This window comes from Arthrobacter sp. B3I9 (genome assembly GCF_030816935.1).
GTDB lineage: Bacteria > Actinomycetota > Actinomycetes > Actinomycetales > Micrococcaceae > Arthrobacter.
In genome coordinates this window covers 1201034-1216724 of sequence record NZ_JAUSYO010000001.1, presented here as the reverse complement: position 1 = coordinate 1216724, position 15691 = coordinate 1201034, and the positions used below count along the sequence as shown (strand labels likewise).

General features: G+C 67.8%; 12 protein-coding genes and 2 tRNA genes. 4 read left to right on the top strand and 10 right to left on the bottom strand.

Features of this window, described 5'->3' with window-relative positions:
• Positions 1 to 139 precede the first annotated feature (139 nt).
• From QFZ65_RS05745 to QFZ65_RS05725, 5 genes are all read right to left on the bottom strand, one after another.
• Positions 140 to 213 (bottom strand) — tRNA-Met (locus QFZ65_RS05745).
• 61 nt (positions 214 to 274) lie between these two features.
• Positions 275 to 346 (bottom strand) — tRNA-Thr (locus QFZ65_RS05740).
• A gap of 198 nt (positions 347 to 544) precedes the next feature.
• Complete coding sequence (locus QFZ65_RS05735) at positions 545 to 1591, bottom strand: AAA family ATPase (protein ID WP_306908875.1); 1047 nt, start codon at positions 1589 to 1591, stop codon at positions 545 to 547.
• Positions 1592 to 1745: 154 nt separating this feature from the next.
• Positions 1746 to 3839: a DEAD/DEAH box helicase gene (locus QFZ65_RS05730; RefSeq protein ID WP_306908873.1), complete on the bottom strand. Its 2094-nt coding sequence runs from the start codon at positions 3837 to 3839 to the stop codon at positions 1746 to 1748.
• Between the two features lie 407 nt (positions 3840 to 4246).
• On the bottom strand, positions 4247 to 4900 hold the full coding sequence (locus QFZ65_RS05725; protein WP_306908871.1) for an MOSC domain-containing protein: 654 nt from the start codon (positions 4898 to 4900) through the stop codon (positions 4247 to 4249).
• A 112-nt stretch (positions 4901 to 5012) separates the two neighbouring features.
• Here QFZ65_RS05725 and QFZ65_RS05720 point away from each other — a divergent pair, with 112 nt between their 5' ends.
• Genes QFZ65_RS05720 through QFZ65_RS05705 form a run of 4 tightly spaced genes read left to right on the top strand, consistent with a single transcriptional unit; the run spans position 5013 to position 9642 of the window.
• A complete protein-coding gene (locus QFZ65_RS05720) occupies positions 5013 to 5693 on the top strand; it encodes a Tat pathway signal protein (RefSeq protein ID WP_306908869.1) in 681 nt (226 codons plus the stop codon).
• A 2-nt stretch (positions 5694 to 5695) separates the two neighbouring features.
• Positions 5696 to 6913 (top strand): glutathionylspermidine synthase family protein, encoded by a 1218-nt coding sequence (locus tag QFZ65_RS05715; protein ID WP_306908867.1) that lies wholly within the window; start codon positions 5696 to 5698, stop codon positions 6911 to 6913.
• A complete protein-coding gene (locus tag QFZ65_RS05710; protein ID WP_306908865.1) occupies positions 6910 to 8442 on the top strand; it encodes an APC family permease in 1533 nt (510 codons plus the stop codon). The genes QFZ65_RS05715 and QFZ65_RS05710 overlap by 4 nt, the downstream gene beginning before the upstream one ends.
• A 9-nt stretch (positions 8443 to 8451) precedes the next feature.
• On the top strand, positions 8452 to 9642 hold the full coding sequence (locus QFZ65_RS05705; protein ID WP_306908863.1) for an acyl-CoA dehydrogenase family protein: 1191 nt from the start codon (positions 8452 to 8454) through the stop codon (positions 9640 to 9642).
• A gap of 106 nt (positions 9643 to 9748) precedes the next feature.
• Here QFZ65_RS05705 and QFZ65_RS05700 read toward each other — a convergent pair whose 3' ends face one another.
• The 5 genes from QFZ65_RS05700 to QFZ65_RS05680 all read right to left on the bottom strand — a co-directional run bounded on the left by QFZ65_RS05700 (position 9749) and on the right by QFZ65_RS05680 (position 15687).
• Positions 9749 to 11095 (bottom strand): MFS transporter, encoded by a 1347-nt coding sequence (locus QFZ65_RS05700; RefSeq protein WP_306908861.1) that lies wholly within the window; start codon positions 11093 to 11095, stop codon positions 9749 to 9751.
• Positions 11092 to 11631, bottom strand: a complete 540-nt coding sequence (locus QFZ65_RS05695) for a helix-turn-helix domain-containing protein (RefSeq protein WP_306908860.1) — start codon at positions 11629 to 11631, stop codon at positions 11092 to 11094. Before QFZ65_RS05695 ends, QFZ65_RS05700 begins: the two co-directional genes overlap by 4 nt.
• Positions 11632 to 11725: 94 nt before the next feature.
• Positions 11726 to 13030 (bottom strand): glycosyltransferase family 87 protein, encoded by a 1305-nt coding sequence (locus tag QFZ65_RS05690; RefSeq protein WP_306908856.1) that lies wholly within the window; start codon positions 13028 to 13030, stop codon positions 11726 to 11728.
• 5 nt (positions 13031 to 13035) lie between these two features.
• Positions 13036 to 14217 carry a cystathionine gamma-synthase gene (locus QFZ65_RS05685; protein ID WP_306908855.1) on the bottom strand — a complete coding sequence of 394 codons (1182 nt, stop codon included), beginning with the start codon at positions 14215 to 14217 and terminating at the stop codon, positions 13036 to 13038.
• 84 nt (positions 14218 to 14301) lie between these two features.
• The gene (locus QFZ65_RS05680) at positions 14302 to 15687 is read right to left on the bottom strand and encodes a cystathionine beta-synthase (protein WP_306908852.1); all 1386 of its coding nucleotides are present in this window, start codon (positions 15685 to 15687) and stop codon (positions 14302 to 14304) included.
• Between the last annotated feature and the right edge of the window lie 4 nt (positions 15688 to 15691).

The window sequence follows — 15691 nt, the reverse complement described above, 5'->3', positions numbered from 1 at the left end:
ACGTTGCTGCGGCCCGGCACAGGTTGCCCTATCAGGTTTGGTGGCTTTGCCGGCGGTTTGAGGCCCAAAAGCGATAGCGCAAACCCGGAGTCGTACAGAAAAACCCCCGGAATCTCGCGGATTCCGGGGGTCTTGCCTGTAGCGGTGGGGAGGCTCGATCTCCCGACCTCACGATTATGAGTCGTGCGCTCTAACCAACTGAGCTACACCGCCATAAATGAGGAAAACCTGCGCGAAGCCGGTCAAAACCGCCTTGACACAGGCCCTCATTCAGAGCCCCCCACCGGAATCGATCCGGTGACCTCGTTCTTACCAAGAACGCGCTCTACCACTGAGCTAGGGGGGCAACGAGTAAATACTCTACCGGACGATTGCCCGCTCAACAAATCGGGCAACGGCCGGGCCAAAGCTGGCTAGATTCGACGGAAATCCGGGGCTCCACAGGCTTGCAGGTGCACCCGCAGCCGGTCCGGGAGCACCTGACGGACCGGGTGTGACGAAGCCAACTCAGACAAGGACGGGCAGGCTTGTTGAGGCGATCCCGTCAGCCCAGCCAGCGCCACCAGCGTGACTGCTCCGGTTCCGGCGTAGGTTCCGGCTCCGGCTCCGGCTCCGGCTCCTCGCCCAAGGCCAGCGCGGCCTTGACCAAGTCGTCCGCGGTGAGCGTCATGACGGCCTCTCGATCGAGCGCGTCCAGACTTTGTTTCGCGTCGAGCGACAGCCGCAGTGCCTGGCGGTTGAGCGCCTGCTCGAACAGCGTGCGGGCGAACCGTGCGTTGCCGGAGTCCTCGCCCGCGTGGAGCCCGGTGAAGATGCGGCGCAGCATCTCGTCCGCGCCCGGCTCAAGCGTGTACTCGTGCTGGGCCAGCATCTGGTGGAAAATCGTCTGGAGTGCGTCGACGGAGTAGTCGGGGAACGTGATCTCGCGGGCGAACCGGGAGCGCAGTCCGGGGTTCGAGAGCAGGAAGGACTCCATCAGCCGCGGGTACCCGGCCACAATCACGACGAGGCGGTGGCGGTGGTCCTCCATCCGCTTGAGCAGGACCTCGATCGCCTCGGGGCCGAAGTCCATCCGGCCGTCCTCCGGGGCCAGCGCGTAGGCCTCGTCAATGAACAAGACGCCGTCCAGCGCCCGCCGGATCACCCGGTCCGTCTTGATGGCGGTCTGGCCGACGTACTGCCCCACCAGGCCCGAACGGTCGACCTCGACCAGGTGGCCTTTCTGCAGCAGACCGACGGCGCGGTACATCTCGGCCAGGAGCCGCGCCACGGTGGTCTTGCCCGTGCCCGGGTTTCCGAGGAACACCAGATGCTGTGATGTGGCCACCTCCGGCAGGCCGTGCGCCTTGCGGCGGGCCTGGACCTGGAGCAGTGCGACGAGGGCCCGCACCTGTTCCTTCACGGTGTCCAGTCCGACCAGCGCGTCGAGCTCGGCCTGCACCTCTGACAGCGGCCGGGCCGGGCCGGGCCGCGCACCCATGAGTTCGCCGACCAGGTCGTCGACGCGCTCGGAACCGGGCAGCTTGAGCTGATCGGCCAGATGGCCGATGGTTACGCGCAGGTCGTCGAGCGGATTGCGGCTGCCAGCCATGCATCCACTTTAGTACTCAATTCTCCGCGGGGGGTGGGGGGAACAGCCCTTAAACACGAAACTGCTCCCCGTAAGTCAGAACTGAATTTTCAGTCCAACTTTCGGGGAGCAGTCCATGTAGCCGGCCCGTGCTCAGGTCACGGTGTAGCGCTTGTTACCACTTGTTGCGGGGCTTGAAGCCGCCTTCGGTGCGCGGCTTGCGGGAGTCGGAACCGACGCCCCGCTCGGCTCGGTCGCTGAAGGAGCGTCCGCCACGGTCTGCGGAGGACCGCTCGCCGTCGGTCTTGCGGAATTCGCGCTTGAAGCCGCCGTTGCCCTTGAAGTTGCCGCTGCCGCCGGAGTAGCCGCCGCGCTCGCCCCGGTCCCCACTGCGGGTTCCCTGGTAGGAGCCGCGGTCGCCCGAGGGCTTCCGGCCGTTGTCCAGCTCGAGGTGGATCAGCTCGCCGCCGATCCGGGTGCGGGAGAGGGCCTTCAGCTGGTCCGGGCTCAGGTCCGCCGGGAGCTCCACGAGCGAGTGGTCGGCGCGGATGTCAATGCCGCCGATCTGCGACGAGGAGATGCCGCCTTCGTTGGCAATGGCGCCCACGATGGAACCCGGCATGACGCGCTGGCGGCGTCCGACGGCGATCCGGTAGGTGGCGTTGCCCTCGGTCAGGGTGCGGGTCGGGCCACGTGAGCCGAAGCCGTCCTTGGCCCGTTCGCGCTTCTGGTATTCGGGAGCTGCCGGCAGTTCCTTGACCAGGAGCGGCTGTCCACCCTGCGCCATGACGGCCAGGGCCGCGGCGATCTCCGCGGCGGGGACGTTGTGCTCTGTCTCGTAGGAGGAGATCAGGTCGCGGAACGCCGCGACATCCTCGGACGCCAAGGTCTCGGTGATCTTCTCCGCGAACTTGCCCAGGCGAAGCGTGTTGACCGACTCGGCGGTGGGCAGGTGCATCTGCTCCACCGGCTGGCGGGTCGCCTTCTCGATGGAACGCAGCAGGTACTTCTCCCGCGGCGTCATGAACAGGATGGCGTCGCCGGAGCGGCCCGCGCGGCCGGTACGGCCGATGCGGTGCACGTAGGACTCCGTGTCGTGCGGGATGTCGTAGTTGACCACGTGGCTGATGCGCTCCACGTCGAGGCCGCGGGCTGCGACGTCGGTGGCAACGAGGATGTCGATCCGGCCTTCCTTGAGTGCGTCAACTGTCCGTTCACGCTGCTGCTGGGGAATGTCGCCGTTGATCGCTGCTGCCTGGAAGCCGCGGGCCTTCAGCTTGTCAGCCAGGTCCTCGGTTGCCATCTTGGTCCGTACGAAGGCGATGACGCCGTCGAACTCTTCGACCTCGAGGATGCGGGTCAGCGCGTCGAGCTTGTGCGGGCCCATGACCTGCAGGTAGCGCTGGCGGGTGTTGGCGCCCGTGGTGGTCTTGGACTTGACCTGCACCTCGGCGGGGTTGTTCAGGTACTGCTTGGACAGCCGGCGAATCTGGCTCGGCATCGTGGCAGAGAACAGTGCAACCTGGCGCGATTCCGGCGTCTGCTGGAAGATCTGCTCCACGTCTTCGGCGAAGCCCATGCGGAGCATCTCGTCCGCCTCGTCCAGCACCAGGTACTGGAGTTCGGACAGATCGAGGGAACCCTTGGAGATGTGGTCGATAACGCGGCCGGGGGTGCCGACAACAACCTGGGCGCCGCGGCGGAGCCCCGCGAGCTGCGGGCCGTAGGCGGAGCCGCCGTACACCGGGAGGACGGTGAAGTCATCGATGTGCTTGGCGTACGAGGTGAAGGCCTCTGCGACCTGGAGGGCGAGCTCACGGGTCGGAGCGAGGACCAGTGCCTGGGTCTTGCGGGACGGGCCGTTGAGGTCGTGGAGCTCGGCCAGGCGGGACAGGGCCGGCACTGCGAATGCTGCAGTCTTGCCGGTGCCGGTCTGGGCCAGGCCCACGACGTCGCGGCCTTCGAGCAGCAGCGGGATGGTTGCTGCCTGGATCGGGGACGGCTTCTCGTAGCCGACGTCCTGCAGGGCAGCAAGGACGCGGCCGTCGATGCCGAGGTCTACGAACTTGACGCCGTCCTCGTCGTCCTCGTCCTTGGACGCGGCGGACGGGGCAGAGGTGGCAGCGGTTTTGGTGTCCGCGGCCTGCTCGGCGGCAGGAGCCTCGGTGGCTACCGGGGCGGACTCGGCTGCCGGGGCAACCGTTTCAGAAGTCTCGACGTCGACCTGGTTGTTTTCGGTGTCGGCGGAGTTGTTCTGATTTTCGGGCATAGGTGAATTTTCCTCATCCATAGGGGCCAAGCGGCACAACCCGAGGTGAGCGGAGCCGCAGTACACGTGCCGTAATTGCCGGGCCTAATTGACCGGCCGGTCACACAGAAGTCCGGCGCTTTCGCAATCCCGTGGCAGGACTTCGCACTGCATCTCTTGGCTGCTATCCCAGCAGTCTGTACAGCGTTTTCTTTAGCCGGCTCTCCCTATGAAAATGCCCGCATCTCGATTGTGCGGGCCCCAACACTTACCAGTCTTGCCTCAAGAATTGGGCAGGAAATAAGGGATTTCCGGAGTGGGGGATACTTCAAGTGTAGGGTATGGATCCGCGCTTAAGTAACAGAACGGCCGACGACGGCGGTGAGCTTGCGCACACGCTGCAGTTCCGGGGGGCGCGCGTCCGGCCGCTACACGCCCAGCCGACGCTGCAGCTTCGCGAATTCCTCGTGGTACTCGGGCTGGAGGCGGATCTGGCCGTCGGCGTCGGCGTCCCGCAGGGCCTCCATATCCTCGACGGTCGGATCGCGGAACCACTTGCCGACCGTAACCCCATGCGACGGGATGTAGATCCGGTGGATGTGGTCCCCCGCCTGGATGCTGCCGGTCCGGACCACCCGGAGATAGGTTCCCACGCGGCCGGCGTCGCCAAACCTCTTGAACCAATGCGGTTCGTCCATCCACCGCTGGAAGGTTGCGCAGGGCGTGCGCGGGGAGGTCACCTCGACCTCGACGTCCAGCCCTATCTTCCAGCGTTCCCCGATGACCGCGTTCGTGGCATCGATGCCGGCGACCCGCAGGTTCTCGCCAAATATGCCTGGCGGCAACTCCCGCTGCAGCTCCCCGATCCAATAATCCGCGTCGTTCTGGGAGTAGGCGTACAACGCCTGGTCCTCGCCGCCATGGTGGACCCGGCTGGCCTGGATGTCCCCGCGCAATCCCAGCTTGTGCACCCGCACGGGTCCGTCTACCGCCCGCTTGTCGATTGCGGTCACGCCCACACTGCCGGCGTCCGCCAGCAGCTGGTGAACCCGGCACACGGCAAGCACAGCTGCGGTGTCCATGGCACCAGTGTAGGCCTGCGGTTAGGCTGGCATCAGAATTTGGAACGGCTACGCACGGCGGGGTCCTCGGCGCGGATTGCCCCGGCGGTCAGGAACGAAGCAGGGGGACAAGATGGATCAGGACAAGCACGACGGCGATGACCTGCCCAAAAAGGACGGGGAGCCGAAACCTCCGCCATGGCAGGTGCCCAAACCCGAACTCCGGCCCGAACTCCGGCCCGAGCTGCAGCGCCCGGGCGGCACGCCCGGCCAGCGGGGGGACAGTGCTTCCCGGCCCGCCCAGCCGGGCGAGCCGGGCAAGCGCGGGGACGCCCCGCCGGATCTTCCCGCGGATGTAACGCCGCCGCCTGTGTTCGATCCCTTCGAACGCGAACGTGAGCGCGAGGAGGCCGGGGCGGCGGCGCGGAAGAAACGCTCCCAGCGGCGCACCGTCGTCGTCGGGCTGGGCGTCACGGCGCTCCTGGCCGGCACGATCACCGCGATGGTGGCGAGCAACAATGAGGATCCGGAGTACGCCCAGGTGTGCTTCAACGACCAGACCGGCGAGCGCGTCGAGGACACCCAGTGCGACAACAGCAGCACGGATGGCCGCAGTTCCGGGATCTACGCCTGGTACTTCTATTCCCGGGGCGCCAGCGTGCCCGGCCTGGGCCAGAACCGCTCCGCGTATCCGAGCTACACCAGGACCGTCCCGAGCGGGGCCAAGGCGTCCACGGGTTACAGCGCCAAGGGCGGCACCGTCAGCAGGGGCGGCTTCGGCGGCAGCGCCAAGGGCGGAAGCACCGGAGGCTAGGGATGAAACGACTGAAATCGGAGCCGAGGCCGGACTGGAAAGCACGGATCGAAGAGCAGGGCCTGGTCTTCTCCACCACCACCCTGCCGGGCGGCGCGAATATAGAGTACTGGCACGAGGCCGCCTACTACGAATTCACCATGGAGGAGGTGGAAACCCTCGAGCAGACGGCAGAGGACATGCACCGCATGTGCCTGGAAGCCGCCCGGTTCCTGGCGACGGGCGCCATGGGCACCATCGGCATCGGACCGCAGGCACTGGAACTGGCGGCCGAGTCACTGCAGGCCGGCGACATCGACGTCTACGGCCGTTTCGACTTCGTCTACGACGGGCAGGGCGGCCCCGCCAAAATGCTCGAGTACAACGCCGACACTCCCACCGGGCTCATCGAGGCCGCGGTGGCGCAGTGGTTCTGGCTGCAGGACGTCTTTCCGGAAAAGGACCAGTGGAACGGTATCCACGAGGCCCTCATCCGGCAGTGGAAGAAGCTGCAGTACCGGACGGGCATGAGCACCCTCCACGTTGCCCACTCCGAGGCGGAGCAATCCGGTGAGGACTGGATGACGGCGGCCTACATGCGGGACGTCGCCAGCCAGGCCGGCTGGACCACCATCGGCATCAACATGTCGGACATCGGCTGGGATCCCAACCTCAACCGTTTCGTGGACCTGGACAACTTCATCATCAGCACCATGTTCAAGCTCTACCCCTGGGAACAGATGATGAAGGAGCCATTCGGGCAGCGGCTGCTCCAGCGGGCCCACAACCCGCGCTGGATCGAACCCGCCTGGAAGATGCTCCTGTCCAACAAGGCCCTGCTCGCGGCGCTGTGGCATCTCTACCCCGACCACCCCAACGTGCTGCCCGCTTACCTGGACGCGCCCGGCCCGCTGAAGGAATGGGTAGCCAAGCCGCTGCACGGCCGCGAAGGGGACAACATCAGGATCCACGCCGCCGGCATCAATGTAGAACAGCCCGGCGACTACGGCCGGGAAGGCTGGTGCTACCAGCAGTTCCACGCCCTGCCCGACTTCGACGGGAACCGCCCGGTGCTCGGGCTCTGGGTGGTCGACGGCGAATCGGTCGGCTGCGGCATCCGGGAGTCCGACGGGCCGGTCACCGATTACTTCTGCCGCTTCGTGCCGAACACGATTGACGCTCCGGCCCCCACTCCCCCGGCTTCGGCCCAGTACACAAACGAGGCAGGTATCACTTTATGAGCATTCCGTCGACGACGGCGGCCGGCAGCCCGGCGGAGGTTCCGGCCAAGGGGCTGCGGGCCGGAATCCTGGACCTGGGCGATTCCGTCATGCTGGGGCTGGCCTCCACCGCGCCGGTCTATTCGCTGGCGGCGACCCTGGGCCTGATCGTGGCCGTGAACGGCAGCTACACCCCCCTGATCCTCCTCCTGGGCTTCGTGCCGGTGCTTTTCATCGCGTACGCCTTCCGCGAGCTGAACAGTGCCATGCCGGACTGCGGGACCACATTCATCTGGGCCCGCCGCGCCTTCGGTCCGTGGGCCGGCTGGCTAGGCGGCTGGGGGGTGGCCCTGGCCGGCGTCGTGGTCCTCGCCAACCTCGCCCAGGTCGCCGGACAGTACCTGTGGCTGCTGGTCGGCGACGGTTCCCTGTCCCGGAACAGCACGCTCGTCACCGCCACCGGCGTGCTGTTCATTGTCTTCATGACCTTCGTGAACTACCGCGGCATTCGGCTCGGGGAGCATGTCCAGCGCGCCCTGACCTATGTCCAGTACGTCTCGCTCGGCATCTTCGCGGTGGCGATCATCTTCCACATTGCCGCGGGCGGCTCTGACGGGACCGGTCCGGGGCAGCCATTCGATCTGGAATGGTTCAACCCGGCGGGCGCCTTTGCCGACCCGGGCGCCGTCGTCCACGGCGTCCTCCTGGCCCTGTTCATCTACTGGGGCTGGGACACCTGCCTCGCGGTGAACGAGGAGACGGAAAACCCGGCCACGACGCCGGGCCGTGGCGCCGTGCTTTCGGCAGTCGTCCTCGTGGCCATCTATGTCTCCGTGGCCCTGCTGGTGATGATGTATGCCTCTGTGGGCACGGACGGGATCGGCCTCGGAAACGAAGCCAACCAGAGCGATGTCTTCCTTGCGATGAAAGACGTGGTGCTGGGCCCCTGGGGCTGGCTGATCGTCGTCGCGGTGCTCGCCTCCGTGCTGTCCTCGACCCAGACCACCATCCTTCCCACTGCCCGCGGCACCCTGTCCATGGGCGTGCACGGGGCACTGCCGCCGAAATTCGGCGAGGTGCACCCACGCAACCAGACCCCGGGCTTCTCCACCCAGATCATGGGCGCGGCCGCCGTCGGCTACTACGTGCTGATGAGCATCCTGAGCGAGAACCTGCTGGCCGACTCCATCAGCTCCATCAGCCTGTTCATCGCCTTCTACTACGCGTTGACCGGCTTCGCGTGCGTCTGGTACTTCCGTGCCACGCTCCGCAGCTCGGCCCGCAACCTGTGGTTCCGGGGGATCCTTCCGCTGCTCGGCGCCCTGCTGCTGACCGCGGCCTTCGTCGTCTCCGCGGTGCAGATGTGGGACCCCGGCTACGGCGACACTCAGATTTTCGGCGTCGGGGGTGCCTTCGCCAGCGGCGTGGTGCTGCTGGGCCTGGGCGGAGTGCTGGCCGCCGTGTGCCGTTTCGCCCCGTCAACCCGGGATTACTTCCTGCAGCGGCAGCCGTCGGCCGGGGCGGCGCGGTCCGGGAGCCTGCGGCCGTAGGATGCTGGAATGAGCCGACCTGCTGAAGTTTCCGATGCCTCGGATGTCCTGGCGATTGATTCCCTGCTGAGCTCCGAGGAGCTGGCCATGCGGGAAAAGGTACGTGATTTCACCAACCAGCGGATCCGTCCGGGCATCGCCGAGTGGTACGACAGCGGCGTCTTCCCGCTGGAACTGGCGCCGGAACTCGGCGAACTCGGCGTCCTCGGAATGCATCTGCGCGGCTACGGCTGCCCCGGCCGCACCGCCGTCGAATACGGCCTGGCCGCCATGGAGCTGGAAGCGGGCGACTCCGGCATCCGCACGTTTGTGTCCGTGCAGGGCTCCCTCGCCATGACGGCGATCCACACATGGGGCTCCGAGGAGCAGAAACAGCAGTGGCTCCCCCGGATGGCGGCGGGCGAACTCATCGGCGCCTTCGCCCTGACCGAACCCACCGCCGGCTCGGATCCGGCGTCGATGACCACCTCTGCCCGGCGGGACGGCGCGGGTGAGGACGCCGGCTGGATCCTGGACGGTGCCAAGCGCTGGATCGGGCTCGCCTCGGTGGCGGACGTGCTGGTGGTCTGGGCGAAAACCGACGACGGCGTCCGCGGCTTCCTGGTACCGGCGGGAACCCCCGGGCTCACCGCGACGCCGATCGGGCGGAAGCTGTCGATGCGCGCATCGGTGCAGTGCGATGTCACGCTCGACGGCGTCCGGCTGGGGCCCGAGGCGCTCCTGCCGGGCGCGACCGGGCTGCGGGGTCCGTTCACCTGCCTGAACGAGGCACGGTACGGCATCACCTGGGGCGCAATGGGCGCGGCCCGTGACTCCTACGAGGCCGCGCTGCAGTACTCGCAGCAGCGGCTGCAGTTCGGCAAGCCACTCGCCGGCTACCAGTTGACGCAGGAAAAACTGGTGAACATGCTGCTGGAAATCCAGAAGGGCACCCTGCTGGCGCTCCAGCTGGGCCGGCTCAAGGACGCCGGACGGCTGCGGCCCGAGCAGATCTCGCTGGGCAAACTTAACAATGTGCGCGAGGCGATCACGATTGCCCGTGAGGCCCGCACCATCCTCGGCGGGAACGGCATCACCCTGGACTATTCACCCCTGCGGCACGCCGCGAACCTGGAGTCGGTGCGCACCTACGAGGGTACCGACGAGGTCCACACCCTGGTCCTGGGCCAGCACATCACGGGCCTGGCCGCGTTCCGCTAAGCCGCTTACCGATCCGCTCCCTGCGAGCCCGTCGGCAGCAACGAGTTGGCACTTCGCGGCAATCGCGACGGGCAACACTGCCGCGAAGTGCACTCTCGGTGCCCGGCTAGGCCGGGACGGGGATGGCTTCCTTCTTGCCGGCGTCCTTCCGGATGGTCGCGCTGATGACGGCAGCGATGGTGCACATGGCCGCGGCACCGAACCAGGCGTAGGTGTACTGCCCGGTGGCGTCCCGGATGGCACCGGCGGCGAGGGCGGCCGCGGCGGCACCGAGCTGGTGGGCTGCGAACACCCAGCCGAAGACGACGCTTCCGTCGGCGCCGAACACCTGCCGGCAGATCGCGGCGGTCGGCGGCACGGTGGCCACCCAGTCCAGGCCGTAGATCACGACGAACACGATCATGCTCGGCTGGACCGTGGCGCTGAGCAGCAGCGGCAGCACCAGCAGCCCGATGCCGCGGAACTGGTAGTACACGGCGAGCAGGATCCGCGGGTTGAAGCGGTCCGTGAGCCAGCCGGAGGCGATGGTGCCCAGGATGTCGAAGATCCCGACGGCGGCGAGCAGTCCCGCGGCCGTCGTTTCGGGCATCCCGTGGTCGTGTGCCGAGGGGATGAAGTGGGTTCCGATCAGCCCGTTGGTGGTGGCGCCGCAGATCGCGAATCCGGCCACGAGCGCCCAGAACGTGCGGACCCTGCTGGCGCGCTTGAGCACGTGCAGTGCGCGGACGGCGGCGTTGCGAGGCGGCCCGGCGGCCTCCTCAGCCGTGTGCGGAGCGGCAGTCCCGGGTTCCGGGATGGCGCCGGACAGGGACCCGGGTTCAGCGCCGTAGGGCAGCACTCCGGCGTCCGCCGGGGAGTTCTTGAGGAACTTCATCACCAGCGGGACCACCGCCAGCGCACCCGCCGCGATCAGCAGCGAAGCCTGACGCCAGCCCGGGTCCTGGGCCAGCAGGGCGATGAAGGGCAGAAAGACCAGTTGCCCGGCGGCGCTGCCGGCGGTGAGGATGCCGATGACCAGGCCACGGCTCTTAGCAAACCAGGTGTTGGCAATCGTGGCGGCGAAGACGAGCGCCATCGACCCTGTCCCCAGCCCGATCAGCAGCCCCCACGTCAGCAGGATCTGCCACGACTGGTTCACCAGGACGGTCAGCGCGCTGCCGGCCCCGATCAGCACAAGCGCCACCGACGTGACACCGCGGATGCCGAAGCGCTCCATCAGCGCGGCCGCGAAGGGGGCCGTGAGCCCGAAGAGCACGAGATTGATGCTGACCGCGGCCGAGAGCACCGTGGTGGACCAGCCGAACTCGTTCTGCAGCGGCACCATGAGAACTCCGGGCGCCGCGCGGAAGCCCGCGGCCCCCACCAGGGCGAGGAAAGCGACCGCCGCGACGATCCAGGCCGGGTGGATCCGCCGCCTGGGCGCCGGCAGGAGGGTGGTCTCGGGTGCGCTCATGCGGCCTGTCCGTTCGGGGAGGCAGCCGGACGGGATCCCGCCGGGCTGGAAAGGGCGGTGGCGAGCGGCACGGGCTCGGGGCTGCGGGTCAGGCTGTGCCAGCTGGTGTTGTCGGCCGTGAGCCGTTCCCCGCAGGCGGTGCAGGTGTCCGCCGAGGATGTACGGGCTCCGCACGTGGAGTGGATCACGAACATGTGCGCTTGCTCTGACGGTGCGGGAAGATGCTTTTCGGCCCAGAGCACGACGGCGTTGAGCACCGGGAGGGCGTCCTCGCCCTTCTCGGTGAGCACGTACTCCTGGCGGGTGCGGCCGGCGTCGTCGTACGGCTGGCGGGTGAGCAGCCCGGCGTCGACCAGCGCGGCAAGCCGCCGGGTGAGCACGGAATCCGCCGCACCGAGCCGCGCCTTGATGGCGTCGAAGCGGCCGTTGCCGAAGAAAACCTCCCGCAGGACCAGCATGCCCCACGGGTCACCCAGGATGTCGAGGCCGCGGGCCATGCTGCAGGCCCGTGCGGACCAGTCGGATCGAAGTGCCATGCCGCCACCCTAGCTGACTCTCTTGGAGAAAGCTAGGGTTCCCATCGATATGGCAGCACGCGCCAATGTTTCCGCGCAACACTGCCGCGAAGTGTCAACTCGGCGGCGGCGGGGGGCAGGTCAGCCCTGGCGCAGGACGCCGCGGGAGGGCCGGTAGGCCAGCGCCCAGTAGGCCAGCATGGCGATGCCGCCGACCACGCCGAGGCTGGCCACGGTGAGCTGCCACTGGGTCTGCGGGTCCTTGCCCCACTCGTGTGCGCCCGCCATCACCGCCAGGTACTTGGGCGTCAGGTAGAAGGCCACGGACGAGAATGCCACGATGATCCAGCCGGCCAGCCGCATCCTTCCGTTGCGGGACGGCACCCGGTGGATCGCGAAACCCATGCAGGGCAACGCCACGGCCATCCACACCCAGTGGTGCGACCAGGACACCGGGCTGACCAGCAGCATCAGCACGGCGGTGGCGGACACGGCCACGAAGTTCTCGTCGGCATCCACGGCCCACTTGATCACCAGCGCCGCCACCGCAGCCAGGGCCAGCGAGGCCACCAGCCAGAGGATGCTGGTGAAACCGGAGTCCGGCAGGCCCAGGTGCAGCAGCAGGGCCCTTGACGGAGAGGTTGTCGACGTAGGCCGGCCCGCCGATCCGCCCGGTGTCCGGCAGGATCTTGGTCCAGAACGTCACCGACGCGGTGGGGAGCAGCGCCCAGGCCAGGGCGATGGAGCCGAAGAAACCGGCCGCCATCCACCCGAGCGCCTTGAAGTCGCGGCGGACGAGGAAGTACAGCCCGAACGCCAAGGGGGTCAGCTTGATCCCTGCGGCGATTCCGATCAGCAGACCCGCGGGCCAGCGGATCTCCCCGGCCCGGGATTTCCCGTGCAGGGCGAAGTCGGCCAGGATCAGGCCCATCAGGATGATGTTGATCTGGCCGAAGTCGAAGGTGTCGCGCCAGGGCCCGAGCAGCAGGATCGCGGCTGTCCCGGCGAGTGCCACCGCCCGGAAGCGCCAGTTCGCCACCGCGTCGCGCCAGCGGCCGAGGCGGAAGTAGTGCCGGGCCAGCCAGGCCGAGACGATCCCCGCGCCCAGCAGCGCCGTGCCGGTGAACACCAGGCCTCCCAGGCCCTGGCCGAGCGCGGCCAGCGCCGCGAACAGCAGCGCGGCGAACGGCGGATAGGTGAACGGAAGCCCGTCCCTCGGGGCATACAGTTCGTTGACGCCGGACTCGCCGGTCTGCAGCACCCGGTTGCCGCCGTAGAAGTAGACCTCGAAGTCGTTCAGGAGCGGGATGTAGGCGCTGTACAACACCATCACGGCGGCGGCGAGGGCAAGCCCGCCGGCCGCCGTCACCACCCAGCCTCGGGTGGTGGTCGGGACGGCCCGGGCGGTGGTGGTGGTCACGAGTGTTAGCTGCCTGACTCGACGCCGGCGAGACCGTCGAGGGCCTGCTCCAGGTCGGCGATGAGATCCTCGGCGTCCTCAATGCCGCAGGAAAGCCGGACCAGGTTGACCGGAACGGCCAGTTCGGTGCCCTTGACCGACGCGTGCGTCATTTCGGAGGGGTAGTTCATCAGGGACTCAATGCCGCCAAGGGACTCCGCGAGGGTGAAGACGGTGGTCGATTCGGCCACCTTCCGCGCCGCCGCTTCGCCGCCCTTGAACTGCACCGAGATCATGCCGCCGAACTTCTTCATCTGCTTCTTGGCCAGCTCGTGGCCGGGGTGGGAGGGCAGGCCCGGGTACAGCACGGCCTCCACCTCGGGGCGCTGCAGCAGCCACTCGGCCACGGCCTGCGCGTTGTCGCTGTGCCGGTCCATCCGGACGCCCAGGGTCTTGAGCCCCCTGGTGGTGAGGAAGGCGTCCATCGGCCCCGACACGGCGCCGACGGCGAACTGCACGAAGCCGATCTTCTCGGCGAGTTCGGGGTCGTTGACGATGATTGCTCCGCCGACGACGTCGGAGTGCCCGCCGATGTACTTGGTGGTCGAGTGCACGACGATGTCGGCACCGAGCGTCAGCGGGGTCTGCAGGTAGGGCGAGGCGAAGGTGTTGTCCACAACGAGGAGGGCGCCGACGTCGTGCGCCACCTTGGCGAGCGCCTCGATGTCCGTGATCTTCATCATCGGGTTCGAGGGCGTCTCGACCCACACAAGCCGGGTCTTGTTGGCCGAAACGGCCTTGGCCACGGCCTCAGGATCGGACATGTCCACGGGGGTGTTGCCGATGCCCCACTCCCCCAGGACCCTGCTGATCAGCCGGTAGGTGCCGCCGTAAGCGTCGTTGCCGAGCACGATATGGTCGCCCGGCCGGGTCAGCGCACGGATCAGGGAGTCCTCGGCGGCGAGGCCAGAGCTGAAGGAGAACGCCGCGGCGCCGCCTTCCAGCGCGGCCAGCTGCTCCTGCAGCGAGTCGCGGGTGGGGTTGGTGCCCCGGCCGTATTCATAGCCGGCGCGCAGCACGCCGATGGCCTCCTGCGCATAGGTGGTGGAGAAGTGCACAGGGGGCACGACGGCGCCGGTGCGCGGCTCGAAGGCCTGGCCGGCGTGGACTGCGCGGGTGTTGAAACCGGGGTTCTTAGGCAAAGACATGGGAGGTCCTTTCGTCCGGCGTCCGGGCGCCCGGCAGGGCAGTTCCGGTCTCCGGGCCAGTTGGCTGAGGTCGGTTTGCTAGGGTCAGTTGCTGAGGTACGCGAGGAGATCGTGGCGGGTCAGGATGCCCACGGGGGCGCCGACGAACGTCACCATCAAGGTGTCGGCGTCGGACAGGAGTTCGCGGGCGGTGGAGATCGATTCGAGCGAACCGATGACGGGCAGCCGGGCTTCCATGTGTTCGGAGATCTTGTCCGTCAGCTTTGCCTCGCCGCGGAACAGCTTGGCGGTCAGGGTGCGTTCGTCGACGGCGCCGAGGACCTCGCCCATCACCACGGGCGGCTCCTGGGACAGGACGGGGATGTGCGAGACGCCGTACTCGTTCATGATGTTGATGACGTCGCGGACGCTCTCGTTGGGGTGGATGTGCACGAGGTCCGGCAGTTCGCCGGTCTTGGCCTTGAGGATCTCGCCCACGGAGGCGTCGTCCCCGCTGGCCAGGAAGCCGTAGGAGCGCATCCACTGGTCGTTGAAGATCTTGGCCATGTACCCGCGGCCGGAGTCGGGCAGGATCACCACGACTACGGCGTCCGAGGGAAGGTCGCGGGCGACCTGCAGCGCGGCGACGACGGCCATGCCGGAGGACCCGCCAACCAGCAGGCCTTCCTCCCGCGCCAGCCGGCGTGTCATGGCGAAGGAGTCGGCGTCGCTGACGGCAATGACGTCGTCCGGGACGGACTTGTCGTAGTTGGCGGGCCACATGTCCTCGCCGACGCCTTCGACGAAGTACGGCCGGCCGGTGCCGCCCGAGTAGACGGAACCTGCCGGGTCTGCCCCGATGATCCTGACCACGCCGCCGTCGGCCTCGGCCCGCGCTGCGGAAACTTCCTTGAGGTACCGGCCGGTGCCGGTGATGGTGCCGCCGGTGCCGGCGCCGATGACGCAGTGGGTGACCGTCCCGTCGGTGTCCTGCCAGATCTCCGGGCCGGTGGATTCATAGTGGCTGGCCGGCGCGGCCGGGTTGGAGAACTGGTCGGGCTTGTAGGCGCCCGGGATCTCGGTGACCAGCCGGTCAGAGACGCCGTAGTAGCTTTGCGGGCTGTCCGGGGGCACGGCGGTGGGCGTCACCACGACTTCGGCGCCGTAGGCCTGCAGCACTGCCCGCTTGTCCTCGCCGACCTTGTCCGGCACCACGAAGATGCAGCGGTAGCCCTTCTGCTGGGCCACGAGGGCCAGCCCCACGCCGGTGTTGCCGGAGGTTGGTTCGACGATGGTGCCGCCGGGCAGGAGCTTGCCCGTGCGTTCGGCTTCCTCGATCATCTTGGCCGCGATGCGGTCCTTGATGGAACCGCCCGGGTTCAGGTATTCCAACTTCACCAGGACCGTGGCCCCGATGCCGTCGGTGACGTGGTTCAGCTTGACGAGGGGGGTATGGCCGATGAGGTCCAGGACGGACTGCGCGTACTTCATATAT